At 74.4% G+C, this 13,488-nt stretch carries 13 protein-coding genes; 2 read left to right on the forward strand and 11 right to left on the reverse strand.

Features of this window, described 5'->3' with window-relative positions; translation table 11 throughout:
- Positions 1 to 109: 109 nt before the first annotated feature.
- Positions 110 to 1,693 (reverse strand): CYTH and CHAD domain-containing protein, encoded by a 1,584-nt coding sequence (locus ACI78Q_RS09420; protein WP_456923073.1) that lies wholly within the window; start codon positions 1,691 to 1,693, stop codon positions 110 to 112.
- 474 nt (positions 1,694 to 2,167) lie between these two features.
- Between ACI78Q_RS09420 and ACI78Q_RS09425 the strand changes: the two genes are divergently transcribed.
- Positions 2,168 to 2,467 (forward strand): STAS domain-containing protein, encoded by a 300-nt coding sequence (locus tag ACI78Q_RS09425; protein ID WP_456923074.1) that lies wholly within the window; start codon positions 2,168 to 2,170, stop codon positions 2,465 to 2,467.
- Positions 2,468 to 2,920: 453 nt separating this feature from the next.
- On the opposite strand, the gene ACI78Q_RS09430 is transcribed toward ACI78Q_RS09425, so the two are convergent.
- The 7 genes from ACI78Q_RS09430 to ACI78Q_RS09460 all read right to left on the reverse strand — a co-directional run bounded on the left by ACI78Q_RS09430 (position 2,921) and on the right by ACI78Q_RS09460 (position 10,946).
- On the reverse strand, positions 2,921 to 3,568 hold the full coding sequence (locus tag ACI78Q_RS09430; RefSeq protein WP_456923075.1) for an ATP-binding protein: 648 nt from the start codon (positions 3,566 to 3,568) through the stop codon (positions 2,921 to 2,923).
- A gap of 183 nt (positions 3,569 to 3,751) precedes the next feature.
- Positions 3,752 to 5,503 carry an N-acetylglutaminylglutamine synthetase gene (gene ngg / locus ACI78Q_RS09435; RefSeq protein WP_456923076.1) on the reverse strand — a complete coding sequence of 584 codons (1,752 nt, stop codon included), beginning with the start codon at positions 5,501 to 5,503 and terminating at the stop codon, positions 3,752 to 3,754.
- 385 nt (positions 5,504 to 5,888) lie between these two features.
- On the reverse strand, positions 5,889 to 6,650 hold the full coding sequence (locus ACI78Q_RS09440) for an SDR family NAD(P)-dependent oxidoreductase (protein WP_456923077.1): 762 nt from the start codon (positions 6,648 to 6,650) through the stop codon (positions 5,889 to 5,891).
- 33 nt (positions 6,651 to 6,683) lie between these two features.
- Complete coding sequence (locus ACI78Q_RS09445; RefSeq protein WP_456923078.1) at positions 6,684 to 7,736, reverse strand: transketolase family protein; 1,053 nt, start codon at positions 7,734 to 7,736, stop codon at positions 6,684 to 6,686.
- On the reverse strand, positions 7,733 to 8,608 hold the full coding sequence (locus ACI78Q_RS09450) for a transketolase (RefSeq protein WP_456923079.1): 876 nt from the start codon (positions 8,606 to 8,608) through the stop codon (positions 7,733 to 7,735). The genes ACI78Q_RS09445 and ACI78Q_RS09450 overlap by 4 nt, the downstream gene beginning before the upstream one ends.
- Positions 8,609 to 8,633: 25 nt before the next feature.
- On the reverse strand, positions 8,634 to 10,067 hold the full coding sequence (locus tag ACI78Q_RS09455; RefSeq protein ID WP_456923080.1) for an MFS transporter: 1,434 nt from the start codon (positions 10,065 to 10,067) through the stop codon (positions 8,634 to 8,636).
- 216 nt (positions 10,068 to 10,283) lie between these two features.
- On the reverse strand, positions 10,284 to 10,946 hold the full coding sequence (locus tag ACI78Q_RS09460) for a GntR family transcriptional regulator (protein WP_456923081.1): 663 nt from the start codon (positions 10,944 to 10,946) through the stop codon (positions 10,284 to 10,286).
- A 308-nt stretch (positions 10,947 to 11,254) separates the two neighbouring features.
- Here ACI78Q_RS09460 and ACI78Q_RS09465 point away from each other — a divergent pair, with 308 nt between their 5' ends.
- Positions 11,255 to 11,500 carry a hypothetical protein gene (locus ACI78Q_RS09465; RefSeq protein WP_456923082.1) on the forward strand — a complete coding sequence of 82 codons (246 nt, stop codon included), beginning with the start codon at positions 11,255 to 11,257 and terminating at the stop codon, positions 11,498 to 11,500.
- Positions 11,501 to 11,507: 7 nt separating this feature from the next.
- On the opposite strand, the gene ACI78Q_RS09470 is transcribed toward ACI78Q_RS09465, so the two are convergent.
- From ACI78Q_RS09470 to ACI78Q_RS09480, 3 genes are all read right to left on the reverse strand, one after another.
- Positions 11,508 to 11,789, reverse strand: coding sequence for a MoaD/ThiS family protein (locus ACI78Q_RS09470; protein WP_456923083.1), 282 nt, complete (start codon positions 11,787 to 11,789; stop codon positions 11,508 to 11,510).
- A 2-nt stretch (positions 11,790 to 11,791) separates the two neighbouring features.
- Positions 11,792 to 12,871 carry a WD40/YVTN/BNR-like repeat-containing protein gene (locus tag ACI78Q_RS09475; protein ID WP_456923084.1) on the reverse strand — a complete coding sequence of 360 codons (1,080 nt, stop codon included), beginning with the start codon at positions 12,869 to 12,871 and terminating at the stop codon, positions 11,792 to 11,794.
- A gap of 72 nt (positions 12,872 to 12,943) precedes the next feature.
- Complete coding sequence (locus ACI78Q_RS09480) at positions 12,944 to 13,432, reverse strand: hypothetical protein (RefSeq protein ID WP_456923085.1); 489 nt, start codon at positions 13,430 to 13,432, stop codon at positions 12,944 to 12,946.
- Between the last annotated feature and the right edge of the window lie 56 nt (positions 13,433 to 13,488).

Raw genomic sequence — 13,488 nt, forward strand, 5'->3', positions numbered from 1 at the left:
AGTCGTCTCCGGCACGACCGCCGCAGCGGTCCGCGTCCGGCCCGTCGCGCGCGAGGTCCGGCCTGCCGGGCCTGACCGCCGGGTAGCAGCCGACCGGAGCGACGAGGAGTCATCGCAGCCAGCGGTGCAGGGACTTGCGGCCGGCCGCCTTCCAGGCGTCGTCGAAGTGCTGCTGGGACTGCTCCGCTCGCGCCTCCTCGAGCGCGTGCAGGCGCCCGTAGAGGAAGGCGGTACTCGTGCTGGAGGTGTTCAGGGCCAGCTCGCGCAGCCGTTCCCGGGTGAGGACGGAGTCCTGGTGCTCCCCCAGCGCCTCCTGCACCGCCTCCATCGCCTGGGCGAACGCTGTGGCGTCGGCTCCGAAGACCCGGCCGACCGACTCACCGGCGTAGCGGGCGGCCTTCGCGGCCTTGCGGGCGTCGTGCAGCAGCTCCTCCCGCTCGGCGCCGGCGGGCCGGGCGGATGCGTCCTCGACGAGGCGGCGGACTCCGGCGTAGCTGCGGGCCACCAAGCGCGGCAGCGCCTTCCCTGCGCGCGCTCCGGCGCGTGCGGTGAACGGCGGGCAGGCGACCAGGTCGTCGAGGTCGGTCAGGAGGCGGTGGTAGCGATCGCCGTCCAGCTCGGCGAGCACCCGGTCGTGGGCGCTGCGGTAGGCGACGCCCAACTCCGCTCCGGCGACCTCGGCGACCTCGGCGACCGAACCTGGCTCGCCGAGCGGGTTCTCCGCCTCGACCGCCGTGCGCACGCGGTCGCGCATCACCTCGGCGTCCCGGGCCGCGCCCAGCTCCCCGGCCAGCCACTTGAGCTCCCCACGCAGCGGGCGGACCACGTCGCCGGCGAACAGCGGCTTGAACGTGGCCAGGGCGCTGCGCAACCGCCGGGTGGCCACACGCATCTTGTGGACGGCGTCGTGGGCGTCCAGGCGCACCGGCAGGTCCTGCGACCGAATCTGCTCCACCTGCTCGCGGACATAGGCGAGGATCACGTCCCCGGCGGCCGACTCGGTCGTGAGCTTCGCCGCCTTCCGCTCCGCCGGCTGGACGCGCTCGTGCCCGTTCAGCGCCTGCACGAGTTCGGAGGAGCTCGGGGCCTCACGCAGTCCCCGTGCCCGCAGGTGGGTGTCGACGGCTTCGAGGAGCTCGGTCGCGCCGCCGACGAGTCCCACCTCGATCTCCCGCCAGGACGTTGCGGCGCCGGCCGCGTCTCCGCTGCCGTCGGTCGACCACAGCCTGCGCGCGCTGACGCGGTCGTCGGCGATCTCCGCCAGCGCCTGCCCGGTCGCATCGACCAGCCGGCGCACCGTCCGGTCGGTGGTGATCTCGGCGACCGGCCGCAGCGGGGCGCCTCGGCTGTGGGCCCAGACCATGTTCTGCAGCGCCTCGGGCACGGTCCGGGTGGCGCGGCCCAGCGGCAGGTGCACCTCCGAGCGCGCCCTGGTCCCCGCGGGGACCTCGAGGTGCCATCCGGCGTCCTCGTCGCCCGTGCGCCGGCGCAGGGTCAACCCCGCCGCCGCCAGACGGAGGTCCGCGGTGTCGAAATGGACCGCCTCCAGCCGCTGGTCCTCCGCCTCGCCCTCGGCGACCGGGGTCGCCGGGTCGACCGCCGTGCTGCGGCCCTCCGCCGATCTGGCCACCAGTTCAGCCAGGGGCGGCAGCTCGAACGACTTCTGCGCGGCGTACTTCTTTGCGATCTCCACGTGAACCTTCTTCTCGATCCACACGTGAACGGCCGGCGTCTCGCAGGTGTACCAGGCCGGAGCACCGCAGACCCCGCATCCGATCGCGCGGCGGGTTTCGAAGTCCTCCACGTCGGGTGAGGCGTGCCCCGCCCGCCGGAGCGAGGCATGTGGCCGGACGTCGTCGGCCAGTGCGGCCGTCCGACCGGAGTGCGAGGAGGGTGCCAGCGTGGCGTCAGCGACGTCGCGGGCGCAGCCCGCGTGCGGGAAGGTGGCGCGGCCCACGCCGCCCGCGCCAGCTTCCGGTTCGGCTTCCCCGACGGGTCCAGCAGCGGCCCACCGACCGCGCGAGCGGCTGGATCCGAGGCGGCCCGCCGGCCGGCAGCCCCGCGTCTGCCGACCCGGCTGACGGTCATGTCCGTCCCCGGCCCCCGGCGGCCGCGCTCCAGCGGCTGGTCAACGCTCGACGTGCACTTGGACCTGCAGACCGGTCGCGTGACCGCGATCGGACGGCTGGACGGCCGCACTGCACCACTGCTGCACGACGCCGTCTCGGTCCTGCTGCGCACCGAGCAGCCGACTGTGACCGTCGACGCGAGCGGGATGGAGGTCGCCGATCACGCCGCGCTGCGGGCCATCGGTGACGCCTACCGCCGCGCGATGCGGCGGGGCCGGCGGCTCACCCTGCGCGGCGCGTCACCGCAGCTGCGCAGCGCTCTGACTCGACTGCACCTGAGTCACCACCTCTTCTTCGACGACGCGCCGCCGACCACGGACGAGACGCTGACGCCGTGAGGGCTTCCGGCGGTGCCATGTGACCCGGCCTCCACGACGTCATCGGTACGGACGCGAGGACCGACGCACGGAGCGCGGTCGGTGACGCGGCGCCAAGCTGCGGGCCACCACGCCAGCAGCCTCACGACGACCATGCCTCGCACGCTCCAGCCGCTTCTCGCCGTCCGCGGCGTCTCGGGATGGACCATCCCGACGTCGCCAACAGAGCTCGAAGGCCGTCCCCGCCAGCCCGAGATGCGCTCCCGGTCGGGGGGCAGATTGGGGGGGCAACTGACCGCTCAGGACCGCTCCAGATCGTCCGAGGCACGCGTGCCCTGCGCATTCGCCGGGCCCAGGCCCGGGACCGGCCTCACTCGCGGGTTCGAGCCCCGTCACTCACCCCATGTCGGAGAGGCCCTGGTCGGGCGACTGACCAGGGCCTCTCCCGTCTCCGCGGCGCGGTCCGAGCCGATCTCACCCACCCGGGGGGCCGGCCGCGGCCAGGCTGACCCGACGCAACTGCTCGGCCGTCCGGCGGAGCTGCTCCAGCTCCCGGGGGTGCACACCGTCCGCGGTGACGACCACCAGCCGGTCCAGGGCCAGCGTCGTGCGGGTGGCCGTCGCCGAGAGCCGGACGGCCAGCTCGTGGGCGCGGTCGGTCGCCGCCCGGGCCCGTTCGTGGATCGACGGCTCGGAGTCCACGCGGGCCCAGACGATCTTCCGGTCGCCGGCGATGGACCAGCCGTGCGCGCCGCAGATCCGGGCCACCATCCCCAGGCCCATGCCACCCTCGGCCGCGTCCCGGTCGATCGCCGGGACCGGCGGCCGGTCGGTCGCGCCGTCGCTGACCTCCAGGAGCCAGCCCGAACCGGCAGGGATGACGGCGACCTCCACCGGCGGCCGACCGTGCCGGAGCCCGTTGGAGACGAGCTCCTCGAAGGCCAGCAGCAGCCGCTCCCCGTGGTCCTGCCCGGCCGCCAGTGCGCCGGTGAGCAGCGCCTGTCGCAACTGCACTCGCATGCGGGTGAGCTGCCCCGGGGTGGCCGGATGCCCCTGCCAGGCCGCCGCCGCGCCGTGGACCGACGCCGGTGGCGGTCGGCGCACCCATGCTGCCTGGCCCATGTGCTCATCCCGGGGGTGTCGAGCCACGCTCGGCTCGCCGGGTCGAGTGTCCACCCTCCCGCCGAGAACCGGTCGGACCCGTCTTGTTGCAGCTCCTACCGGTCTGCGGCGTACCCGCCCGGCCGGTGGTCCATGCGACACGCGCGGGCCTCTCCGCGTCGATCGAGCACAGCCGGCCGGTGGTCAGCGCGGACGGGTCTCCGGGAACAGCAGGTCGACGAAGCGGGCGGCGGTCGGCCGGGGCTCGTGGTTGGCCAGCCCGGGCCGCTCGTTGGCCTCGACGAAGACGTGCTGGGGCCCGTCGAGGTCGGGAACGAGGAAGTCCAGGCCGGTCACCGGGATGCCGATGGCCCGGCTGGCCCGCACGGCGGCCTCGGCGATCTCGGGGTGCAGCCGGTCTGTGACGTCCTCGATGGTGCCGCCGGTGTGCAGGTTCGCCGTCCGCCGGACCCGGATCGTCGTCCCCTCCGGCGGGACGTCGTCCATCGCCCAGCCCGCACTGGCGACGACGGCGGCGGTCGTCGCGTCCAGCGGGATCCGCGACTCCCCGCCGGTGGCCCGCTCCCGGCGCCGGCTGGTCCGGCGGATCAGCGTCGTGACGTCGGAGACCCCGTCGGCGACCACCGTGGCCGGGCGGCGGACGGCGGCCGCGACCACCTGGTGGTCGATGACGACCACGCGCAGGTCCTCCCCCGGCACCAGTTCCTCGACCAGCACGTCGGGGCAGTGCTGCCGCGCGAACGCGACGGCCGACCGCAGCCCCGGCTCGTCGCTGACGCCGACGGTGATGCCCCTGCCCTGCTCCCCGCGCGCCGGCTTCACCACCAGCTCGCCGAACCGCTCGAGCAGGGCCAGGGCCGCACCCAGGTCGTCCCCGGCCACCTCGACGCCCACGGGCACGCGGACCCCGGCGCCCGCCATGATCCGGCGGGTGACCCGCTTGTCGTCGCAGCGGCTCATGGCCACGGCGGTGGTCAGCTCCGAGAGCGACTCGCGGGTCAGTACGCTGCGGGCGCCGAGCGTGAACCGCATCTCGCCGGAGGCGGCGTCGGTCACCTCGACCCGGATCCCCCGGCGCAGGGCCTCGTCGGCGAGGATCCGGGCGTAGGGGTTGAGCCGGTCCAGCCCGGGCGGGCCGGGGGCGAACAGCGGCGCGTTGACCGCGTTCCGGCTCTTGACCACGAGTGCGGGCACCTGCCGGAACCCGAGCTTGCGGTAGAGCGCGATCGCCGGCCCGTTGTCGTGCAGCACCGAGAGGTCGAGGTAGTTGCGGCCCCGGGCGAGGTAGCGCTCGGCGAGCACCCGGACCAGCGCCTCCCCCGTGCCCGGCGGGGCCTCGCCCGGGTCCGCGGCCAGGCACCACAGGCTGCTGCCGCCCTCCGGGTCCCCGAACGCCCGGACGTGGTCGACCCCCGTGACCGTGCCGACGACCCGCCCGGTGCGCCGGTCCTCCGCCACGAGGTACCCCACGGTGCGGGTGGAGTGGTTGTGCCAGACCGTGGCGCGGTCCCCGTGCACCATGCCGGTGCGCGTGACGATGCGCTCCATCTCGGCGACGTCGTCCGGGCAGCTCACCGTGCGGACGAAGACGTTCTCCACGAGTTCCCGGCGCGGGCGGTAGTGGTGCAGGTCCAGCCGGAAGGTGAGCGAGGGGTCGAGGAACAGCTCGGTGGGCGCCAGCGCCAGCAGCACCTGCGGGTCGCGGGCGTAGATGCAGATGTCGCGCTGGCCGTCGGCCTCGGCGCGCATCGCCTCGACCAGCCGGTGCGGGTCGGCGAAGGTCTGGCCGAACACCAGCCGTCCCCAGCCGAGGTCGAGGGTGACCTCGGTGTCCATGCCGCGCAGCTGGTGCTCCGACGGTGGCCGCCACGGGGTGCCGGTGATCGTCGGGACGGCGGTCAGCGACCGCCGGCGCAGCTCAGGCCGCGCGACCACGGGACACCTCCCGCCGGTGCGGGTCGCGTCGGGGCGAGGGAGTCGAGGTACTGGGGAACACGGAGCACCGCCACCCGGGTTCGTGCGCGGCCCGTGGGGCGACGTGCTGCACCCCTGCCGTGCCGGGCGGGCATGCCCGCCGCGACGAGCACCCAACCCTGCCACATCTGCCGGGCGCGGCGCTGCACCTGCTCCCGACGGCCGGCCCCGCGCCCGAGACGGCGCCGTGTGCACTCATCGTGATCTCCCGGCGGGCCGGACGACGTCGTGTGCACACAGCGGCCCGGGCTGCGCCGGCCGCCCGCCCACGGCAGAGGCCCTGGCCGGGGAACCGACCAGGGCCTCGCCGTGCCCCGCCGGCGGGCGCCGGTGCGGGCGGGGACGCTCAGTGGATGTGCGAGCCGCCGTTGACGTCGTACGTGGCTCCCGTGACGTAGCCGGACTCCTCGCGGCACAGGTACGTGATGAGGTCGGCGACGTCGGCGACCCGGCCGTTGCGGCCGACCGGGATGCCGGCGACGAGCTGCGTCTTGCGCTCCCCCTCGAGCGCGCCGCCGGTGATGTCGGTGTCGATCAGCCCGGGGGCGACGGCGTTCACGGTCACGCCGGCCGGCCCCAGCTCGCGGGCCAGCGCGCGGGTGAAGCCCAGCTGGCCGGCCTTCGCCGCCGAGTACGCGACGCCGCCGAAGACCCCGCCGCCCCGCTCGGCCGACACCGAGGACAGGAAGACGATCCGGCCGAAGCCCCGCTCGGCCATGCCGGGCGCGAGGCGCCGGGTGACGTTGAAGGCACCGCGCACGTTCACGGCGAAGATGCGGTCCCACTCCTCGCCGGTGACCTCGAGGAACGGCGTCGGTGAGGTGATGCCGGCGTTGTTGACCAGCGCGCCGACCGGGGGCAGCGCGCCGTCGAGGACCGCGAGTGCGGTCTCCACCGATGTCTCGTCGGTGACGTCGCAGCCGATGCCCACGGCCTGCACGCCGGAGCGCTCCTCCACCTCGGAGGCGGCGTCCTTGGCGCTGGCCTCGTCCAGGTCGAGGACGGCGACGTTCCAGCCGGCCGCGGCCAGCGCGTGGGCGGTGGCGCGGCCGATGCCGCGCTTGGAGCCGGCTCCGGTGATGACGGCGGTCTTGTCGGACACGGACATGGTGTTCCTCCAGCAGGGGTCGGGTGGGGGCGGTCAGACGGTGGCGGGGGTGGGGTCGGCCGACCAGGCCGCGGCCGGACGGCGTCCGGTGCCCTCGAGCTCGGCCTTGACCCTCGCGACGATGGCGTCGGTGGACAGGCCGTAGCGGTCGTGCAGGGTGGGCAGGGCGCCGGCGGCGAGGAACTCGTCGGGCAGCGCGATCGGGACCACCCGGTTGCCGACGCCGGCGAAGGCCAGGGTCGACGCGACGGACTCGCTCAGCCCGCCGACGACGGTGTGGTTCTCCAGGGTCACGAGCAGCCGGTCGGTGCGTGCCGCCCGCAGGATCGCCTCGGTGTCCAGCGGCTTGATCGTGGGGACGTGCAGCACGGCGACGTCGACGTGATCGGCCTCCAGCCGCGCCGCCGCCTGCAGTGCCCGCATGGTCATGAGCCCGGTGGCGACGAGGACGACGTCCCGGCCGGTGCGCAGCTCGGCGGCCTTGCCGAGCTCGAACCGGTAGTCGTACTCGTCGAGCACCGTGGGCACCGCGCCGCGCAGCAGCCGCAGATAGGTCGGGCCGGGGGCCGACGCGAGGGCCGGCACCGCCTGCTCGATGTCGACCGAGTCGCACGGGTCGACGATGGTCAGGCCGGGACAGCCGCGGAGGATCGCGAGGTCCTCGGTGGCCTGGTGACTCGGCCCGTAGCCGGTGGTGAGGCCGGGCAGGGCGCCGACGACGTTGACGTTGAGCCCCGGCTCGGCGATGTCGAGGCAGAGGAAGTCGTAGGCCCGCCGGGTGGCGAACACCGAGTAGGTGGAGGCGAAGGGCACCAGGCCCACCTCGGCCATCCCGGCCGCGGCCCCCAGCATCACCTGCTCGGCCATGCCCATCTGGAAGAAGCGGTCCGGGTGGGCGTCGCGGAACACGTGCATGTCGGTGTACTTCGCCAGGTCGGCCGACAGCCCGACGATCTCGGGCCGCTCCTCGGCCAGCCGGTTCAGCGCGTGCCCGAACGGGGCGCTGGTGGTGCGCTGCCCGGGGTCGGCGAAGGAGGCGATCATCGCCGAGGTGGTCAGCTTCTTGCGGGGGCTGGTGCTGGTCATCGGAGGATCCCTTCCGTCAGCTGGTCGCGGGCGATCTGCCACTCGTGCTCCTCGACCCGCATGAAGTGGGCCTTCTCCCGGCTCTCCAGCAGCGGCACCCCGCGTCCGATGCGGGTGTCGCAGATGAGCACCGACGGCGAGCCGCGGTGTCCCCGGATCTCGTCGAAGGCGTCGACGAGGGCGGCGACGTCGTTGCCGTCGACCCGCAGCGCGTGCCATCCGAAGGCCCGCCACTTGTCGGTGACCGGCTCGGTGCGCAGCACCCCGGCGGTGGGGCCGTCGGCCTGCAGGGCGTTGACGTCGACGATCGCGGTGACGTTGTCCAGGCCGTGGTGGGCGCAGGCCATCGCCGCCTCCCACGTGGAGCCCTCGTCCAGCTCGCCGTCGGAGAGCAGGTTGACGACCCGGGCGGGGTTGCCGAGCCGGCGCAGCCCCAGCGCCATCCCGGTGGCGACCGCCAGGCCGTGGCCGAGCGAGCCGCCGGAGATCTCCATCCCCGGGGTGTAGGACGCCATCCCCGACATCGGCAGGCGGGAGTCGTCGGAGCCGTAGGTCTGCAGCTCCTCGAGCGGGATGGTCCCGGCCTCGGCCAGCGCCGCGTACAGGGCGATCGCGTAGTGGCCGATGGAGAGCAGGAAGCGGTCGCGGTCGGCCCAGTGCGGGTCCTCGGGCCGGTACCGCAGCTGGTCGGTGTAGACGGTGGCGAGGACGTCGGCGACGCCGAGCGCCTGCCCGATGTAGCCCTGCCCCTGCACCTCCCCCATGTCCAGGGCGTTGCGGCGGATGCGGTAGGCGGCCTCGCGGATCCGCTCGATCCGTGCGGTCCGGTCGACCGGGCCGGCCGCCGTCCGCGGCGTGCGCAGCGATGTCATGACGGTCTCCTCGTCGTTCGTCGGGTCAGTCGGCCGTCGGCCGGGGGGTCAGCAACCGCTGCTCCCCGCCGTTCCGGGGGGCGGGGAGCCCGTCGGGCGTCGTTCGCTCCGAGAGGCTCTGCTGGAGAGCGGCGACCTCGTCCCGCTCGGCCCGGCCCCAGGTCTCGCGGGTCAGGAGCGCGGCGACCAGGCCCAGCACCCCGAAGCCGGCGAACAGCAGCGCCGGGCCGATCCAGCCGACGCCGGCGTACAGGGCGGTCGCCACCAGCGGCGTGAAGCCGGAGACGACGGCCGACATCTGGTAGGCCAGGGACGCGCCGGTGGTGCGGGTCTTGGCCGCGAACAGCTCGGAGAACCAGGCGCCCTGCACCCCGGCCAGCGAGTTCTGCAGGACCGCGTAGCTGATGACGAACGCGACGACGATCGCCACGGCGACGCCGGTGTTCGCCACGAGGAACAGCGGGATGCCCCACAGGACGTGCAGCGCGGTGCCCCACAGGTACACCGGGCGCCGTCCGATGCGGTCGGTCAGCGAGCCCCAGTAGGTGGTGGCGAAGATGCCGATGCCGGCGGCGATCATCGTCGCGGTCAGGGTGACCGACCGGCCGGCCAGCTCCTCGGCGGCGACGTAGGACAGCATGAACGTGACCGACACCGCGTAGCCGGCGGTCTCGGTGATCCGCAGGCAGAAGGCGCGCAGGATGTTGCGCCAGTCGTCGCGCAGCACCTCGAGCAGGGGGTTCTTGGAGAGCTCGCCCTCCTCCTTGAGCTCCTCGAACTCCGGCGACTCCTCGACCTTGAGCCGGATGACGATGCCCACGACGATCAGCACGGCCGACAGCAGGAACGGCACCCGCCACGCCCACGAGCCGCCCAGCGGCACGCTGACCAGGAACGCCAGGTTGGCCAGCAGCAGCCCGACGGGGAAGCCGGCCTGGGTGATGCCGGTGTACAAGCCCTTCTTGCGCCAGGGCGCGTGTTCGAAGCACATGAGGATCGCGCCGCCCCACTCCGCGCCGAACGCCAGCCCCTGCACCACCCGCACGACCACGAGCAGGACCCCGGCCCAGACGCCGACCTGCTGGTACGTGGGCAGGCAGCCGATGAGCACCGTCGCGATGCCCATGAGCAGCAGGGAGCCGACGAGCACCGGCTTGCGGCCGATCCGGTCGCCGAGGTAGCCGCCGATGATCCCGCCGAGCGGGCGGACCGCGAAGCCGATGCCCAGGGTGGCGAACGACAGCAGCGTGCCCGACAGCGGGTCGTCCGCGGGGAAGAAGGCGGTGTTGAAGTACAGCGCCGCCGCGATGCCGAAGCCGATGAAGTCGTAGGTCTCGATGGTGGCGCCGATCGAGCACCCCACGGCGACCTTCTTCTTGGTCGGCGTGCCGTCGATCGGGTGCCAGGCGGCGACCTCCTCGAGGTGGGGATCGCGGACTGGAGATTGCCGTCCGGTCATGGGTGACCTCCGGTGAGCGGGTGGGCGTCAGTAACGCCGTTATCAGTTGACTGTTAACAGTCGACTGATGACGAAGTCTGAGAGGCGCGCGTCACAGTGTCAAGGGTCACTTCAGGTGCGCTGGTCAGAGCTGCGCCGGCACACCACGACGCCCGACGGCCGGCATCTCGGGACCGGCGGTCGAGCGGGGACGGCGACGGGTCGCCGCCGGATGGCTCAGGCGGACTCGGGCGCCTGGGCGAAGCGCTCCGCAGCCGAGGCCATGTGCTCGTCGACGACGTGCAGGGCCGCGGTCACGTCACCGCGCTCGATGGCGTCGACGATCGGGGCGTGCCGGTCGCGGGCCATCATCGGCGCCTGCCACGACGCCGCGTTGAGGATCGCGACCCGCATCCGGCCCTCGAGGTTCCGCCACGCCTCGACGAGCATGGAGTTGCCCGCCAGCCGGCACAGCTGGAGGTGGAAGGCGAGGTCCGCCTCGATCCGGGCCGGGGCGTCGGTCCCCTCGTCGGTGAGCTGGTCGAGTGCGGTCCGCAGCGCGGCGACGGCCGCCTCGCGGCGCGGCGACGCGATGATCTCCCGGACCGCGAGCCCCTCGAGGGCCGCTCGGACCTGGAACAGCTCGCGCACCTCCGCCGGGGTCAGGCTGTTGACCCGGAGCATCCCGCGGTTGCCGGCGGTGACCAGGCCCTCCTGCTGGAGGTGCCGCAGGGCCTCGCGCACGGTGCCCCGGCTGACGCCGAGGGAGCCGGCCAGCTCCACCTCACCGAGGTGGTCCCCCGGGCGGTACTGGCCGGAGATGATCGCCGACCGGAGCGCCTCCAGGGCGCGTTCGCGCAGCGTGCTGCGGTCCAGGCTGGCCAGTGGCTCCAGGCTCACGACGCACCTCCTCGTCGACCGGCAGCCTACCGGCGACTGTCGACACGTCCGTGACGACTGTCGACAGACTCACCCGTCGCGGGGCCCGAGACGGCGCCGTGTGCACTCATCGTGATCTCCCGGCGGGCCGGAGGACGTCGTGTGCACACGGCGGCCCGGGCTGGAGGACGTCGTGTGCACACGGCGGCCCGGGCTGCGCCGGCCGCTCCACCGCGGCCGCGTGCCCCGTGGGACGGCTGGGGCGCCTGCGCCGAACACGCGCGATCCGGTTCCGCCGGGCGCCGAGCCGGGCTGGTGACCCTGGGGGCATGACTCTCGCCTACTCCTACGGGACCGCTCACGCCGTCGTGATGGTCGGCTCGGTGGGCACCGCGGAGGGCCTCCAGCCCCGGCAGATCGGCCCGGCGCACGCGACCATCGGCCGGGTCACCGGCCGCAGCCGCAAGGCGCTGTGCGGCGCCTACGTCGCCGTCGACGAGCAGACGGTGTGGCCCCCGGAGGGGTACGAGAGCTCCCAGCTGTGCGCCGAGTGCGCCACCCTCGCGACGCTCTGACCCCGGCTCAGCCGCCGGCCACCGAGGGCAGCACCTGGACGACGGCGCCGTCGCGCACCGCGGTGTCCACCCCGCCGCTGAACCGGACGTCGTCGCCGTCCACGTAGACGTTGACGAACCGCCGCAGCGCCCCCGACTCGTCCCGGATCCGGCGGGCCAGCCGGGGGTGGACGGCGTCCAGCGTGTCGAGCAGGCCGCCCAGCGTGCCGCCGTCCGGCTCCACCTCCAGGTGCCGCGCGCCGCCGGCCAGGTCGGCCAGGACGCCGGGCAGCACCACCTCGACGGCCATGGTCAGACCCGCGCCGCGCGCACGACGAGGACGTCGGGCAGGTGGTCGGCCACCAGCTGGAAGGTGTCCCCCTCGTCGGCGCTGGCGTAGACGCAGCCGTCACGGGTGCCGACGTAGATCCCGGTGGGGTCGGCGTCGTCGGCACAGAACCCGTCGCGCATGACCGCGGCCCAGAACCCGTCGGGCAGCCCGGCCCCCAGCTCGGTCCAGGTCTCCCCCGCGTCGCGGGTGCGGTGCACCCGCAGGCGGCCCCCAGGCGGCACCCGCTGCATGTCGGCGACCAGCGGCACCACCCACGCCGTCCCCGGCGTGGACGGCGAGGCGACGATCGGGAAGCCGAAGTCGGCGGGCAGACCGCCGGCGATCGACGTCCAGGCCTTCCCGGCGTCGTCGGTGCGGAAGACGCCGAAGTGGTTCTGGGCGTACATGCGGTCGGGGTCGCCGGCGTCGACGGCGACCTTGTGCACGCACTGGCCGTACTCCGGCGGCGGTTCGGGGAGGAAGACGGCGCTGATGCCGCTGTTGCGCGGCGTCCACCCGGTGCCGCCGTCCTCGCTGAGGTAGACGCCGCCGGCGCTCATCGCGACCACGACCCGGTCCGACGCCGGGTCGGGCAGCACCGTGTGCACCGCAGCGCCACCGCCGCCGGGCTCCCAGGTGGGCCGGTGCGGGTGGTCCCACAGGCCGCGGACCAGGTCGAAGGTGCGCCCGCCGTCGGTGCTGCGCCACAGCGAGTGGGGCTCGCAGCCGGCCCACACGACATCGGGTCGCCCCGGGGCGTCGGGCCGCAGCTGCCAGACGCGGGCCAGCGCGGCGCCGGTGTCCTCCGGGAAGCGGATGGCCCCGGACTCGGTCTCCTGCCAGCTTCCGCCGAGGTCGTCGGACCACATCACCGTCGGGCCCCAGTGCCCGTACTGGATGCCGGCGAGCACCCGGGGCTCCGGCCGGCGGGTGTCGATCGACACCGCCGCGACCTCCTGGGCGAGCAGGTGCGGCTCCCCCAGGGTCCAGGTGCGCCGGTCGTCGTCGCTGCGGGCCAGCCACAGCCCCTTGCGCGTGCCGATGGCGAGCAGGTCGGTCATGGCGCCCCTCCGTGCGTCGGTCGGGGCGCGCGCCGCGCCCCTCGGAGGTCAGACCGCCGAGGGGCGCAGAACTCAGCGGCGGGTGGCGCCGCCGGGCTGTTCCGGGTCGGCGGCGTGCCGGGCGCGGTCGGCTGCCGTCGCGTCGTACTGCTGGCCACGGTCCGCCGCCGTCCCGTCGTACTGCTGGCCACGGTCGGCCGCCGTCCGGCCGTGCTGCTGGGCCAGCCCCGGGGCGAGCTTCTCGGCCTTGGCGCGCAGCTGGTCGGCGGCCGACGCGTGCTCCTGCGCCGCCTCCGCCCGCTGCCGGGCCTCCTGCTCGGCCAGCCGCGTCCGCTCCTCGACCTCGGCGCGCTCCCGGCGGGCGCGGGCGGCCTGCTCCTCGGCGGCGGCCCGCTCCTTCTCCGCCTGGGCCCCGCGCAGCTGGGCCTCCTGCAGGTGCTCGCGCGCCTGCTCCCGCTTCCTCGCCCCGTTGATCCGGTTGCGCTTGGCCAGTGCGAGGGCCAGCAACGCCAGCAGCACCACCGCCACCACGACGATGAGCACGATCACCCAGGTGTCCACGGCACTCTCCTCCGGTCGGGAACCGGATGATCAATAGCCGCGCAGCGGCGCGCGAA

The organism is Geodermatophilus sp. SYSU D00705 (assembly GCF_054050135.1).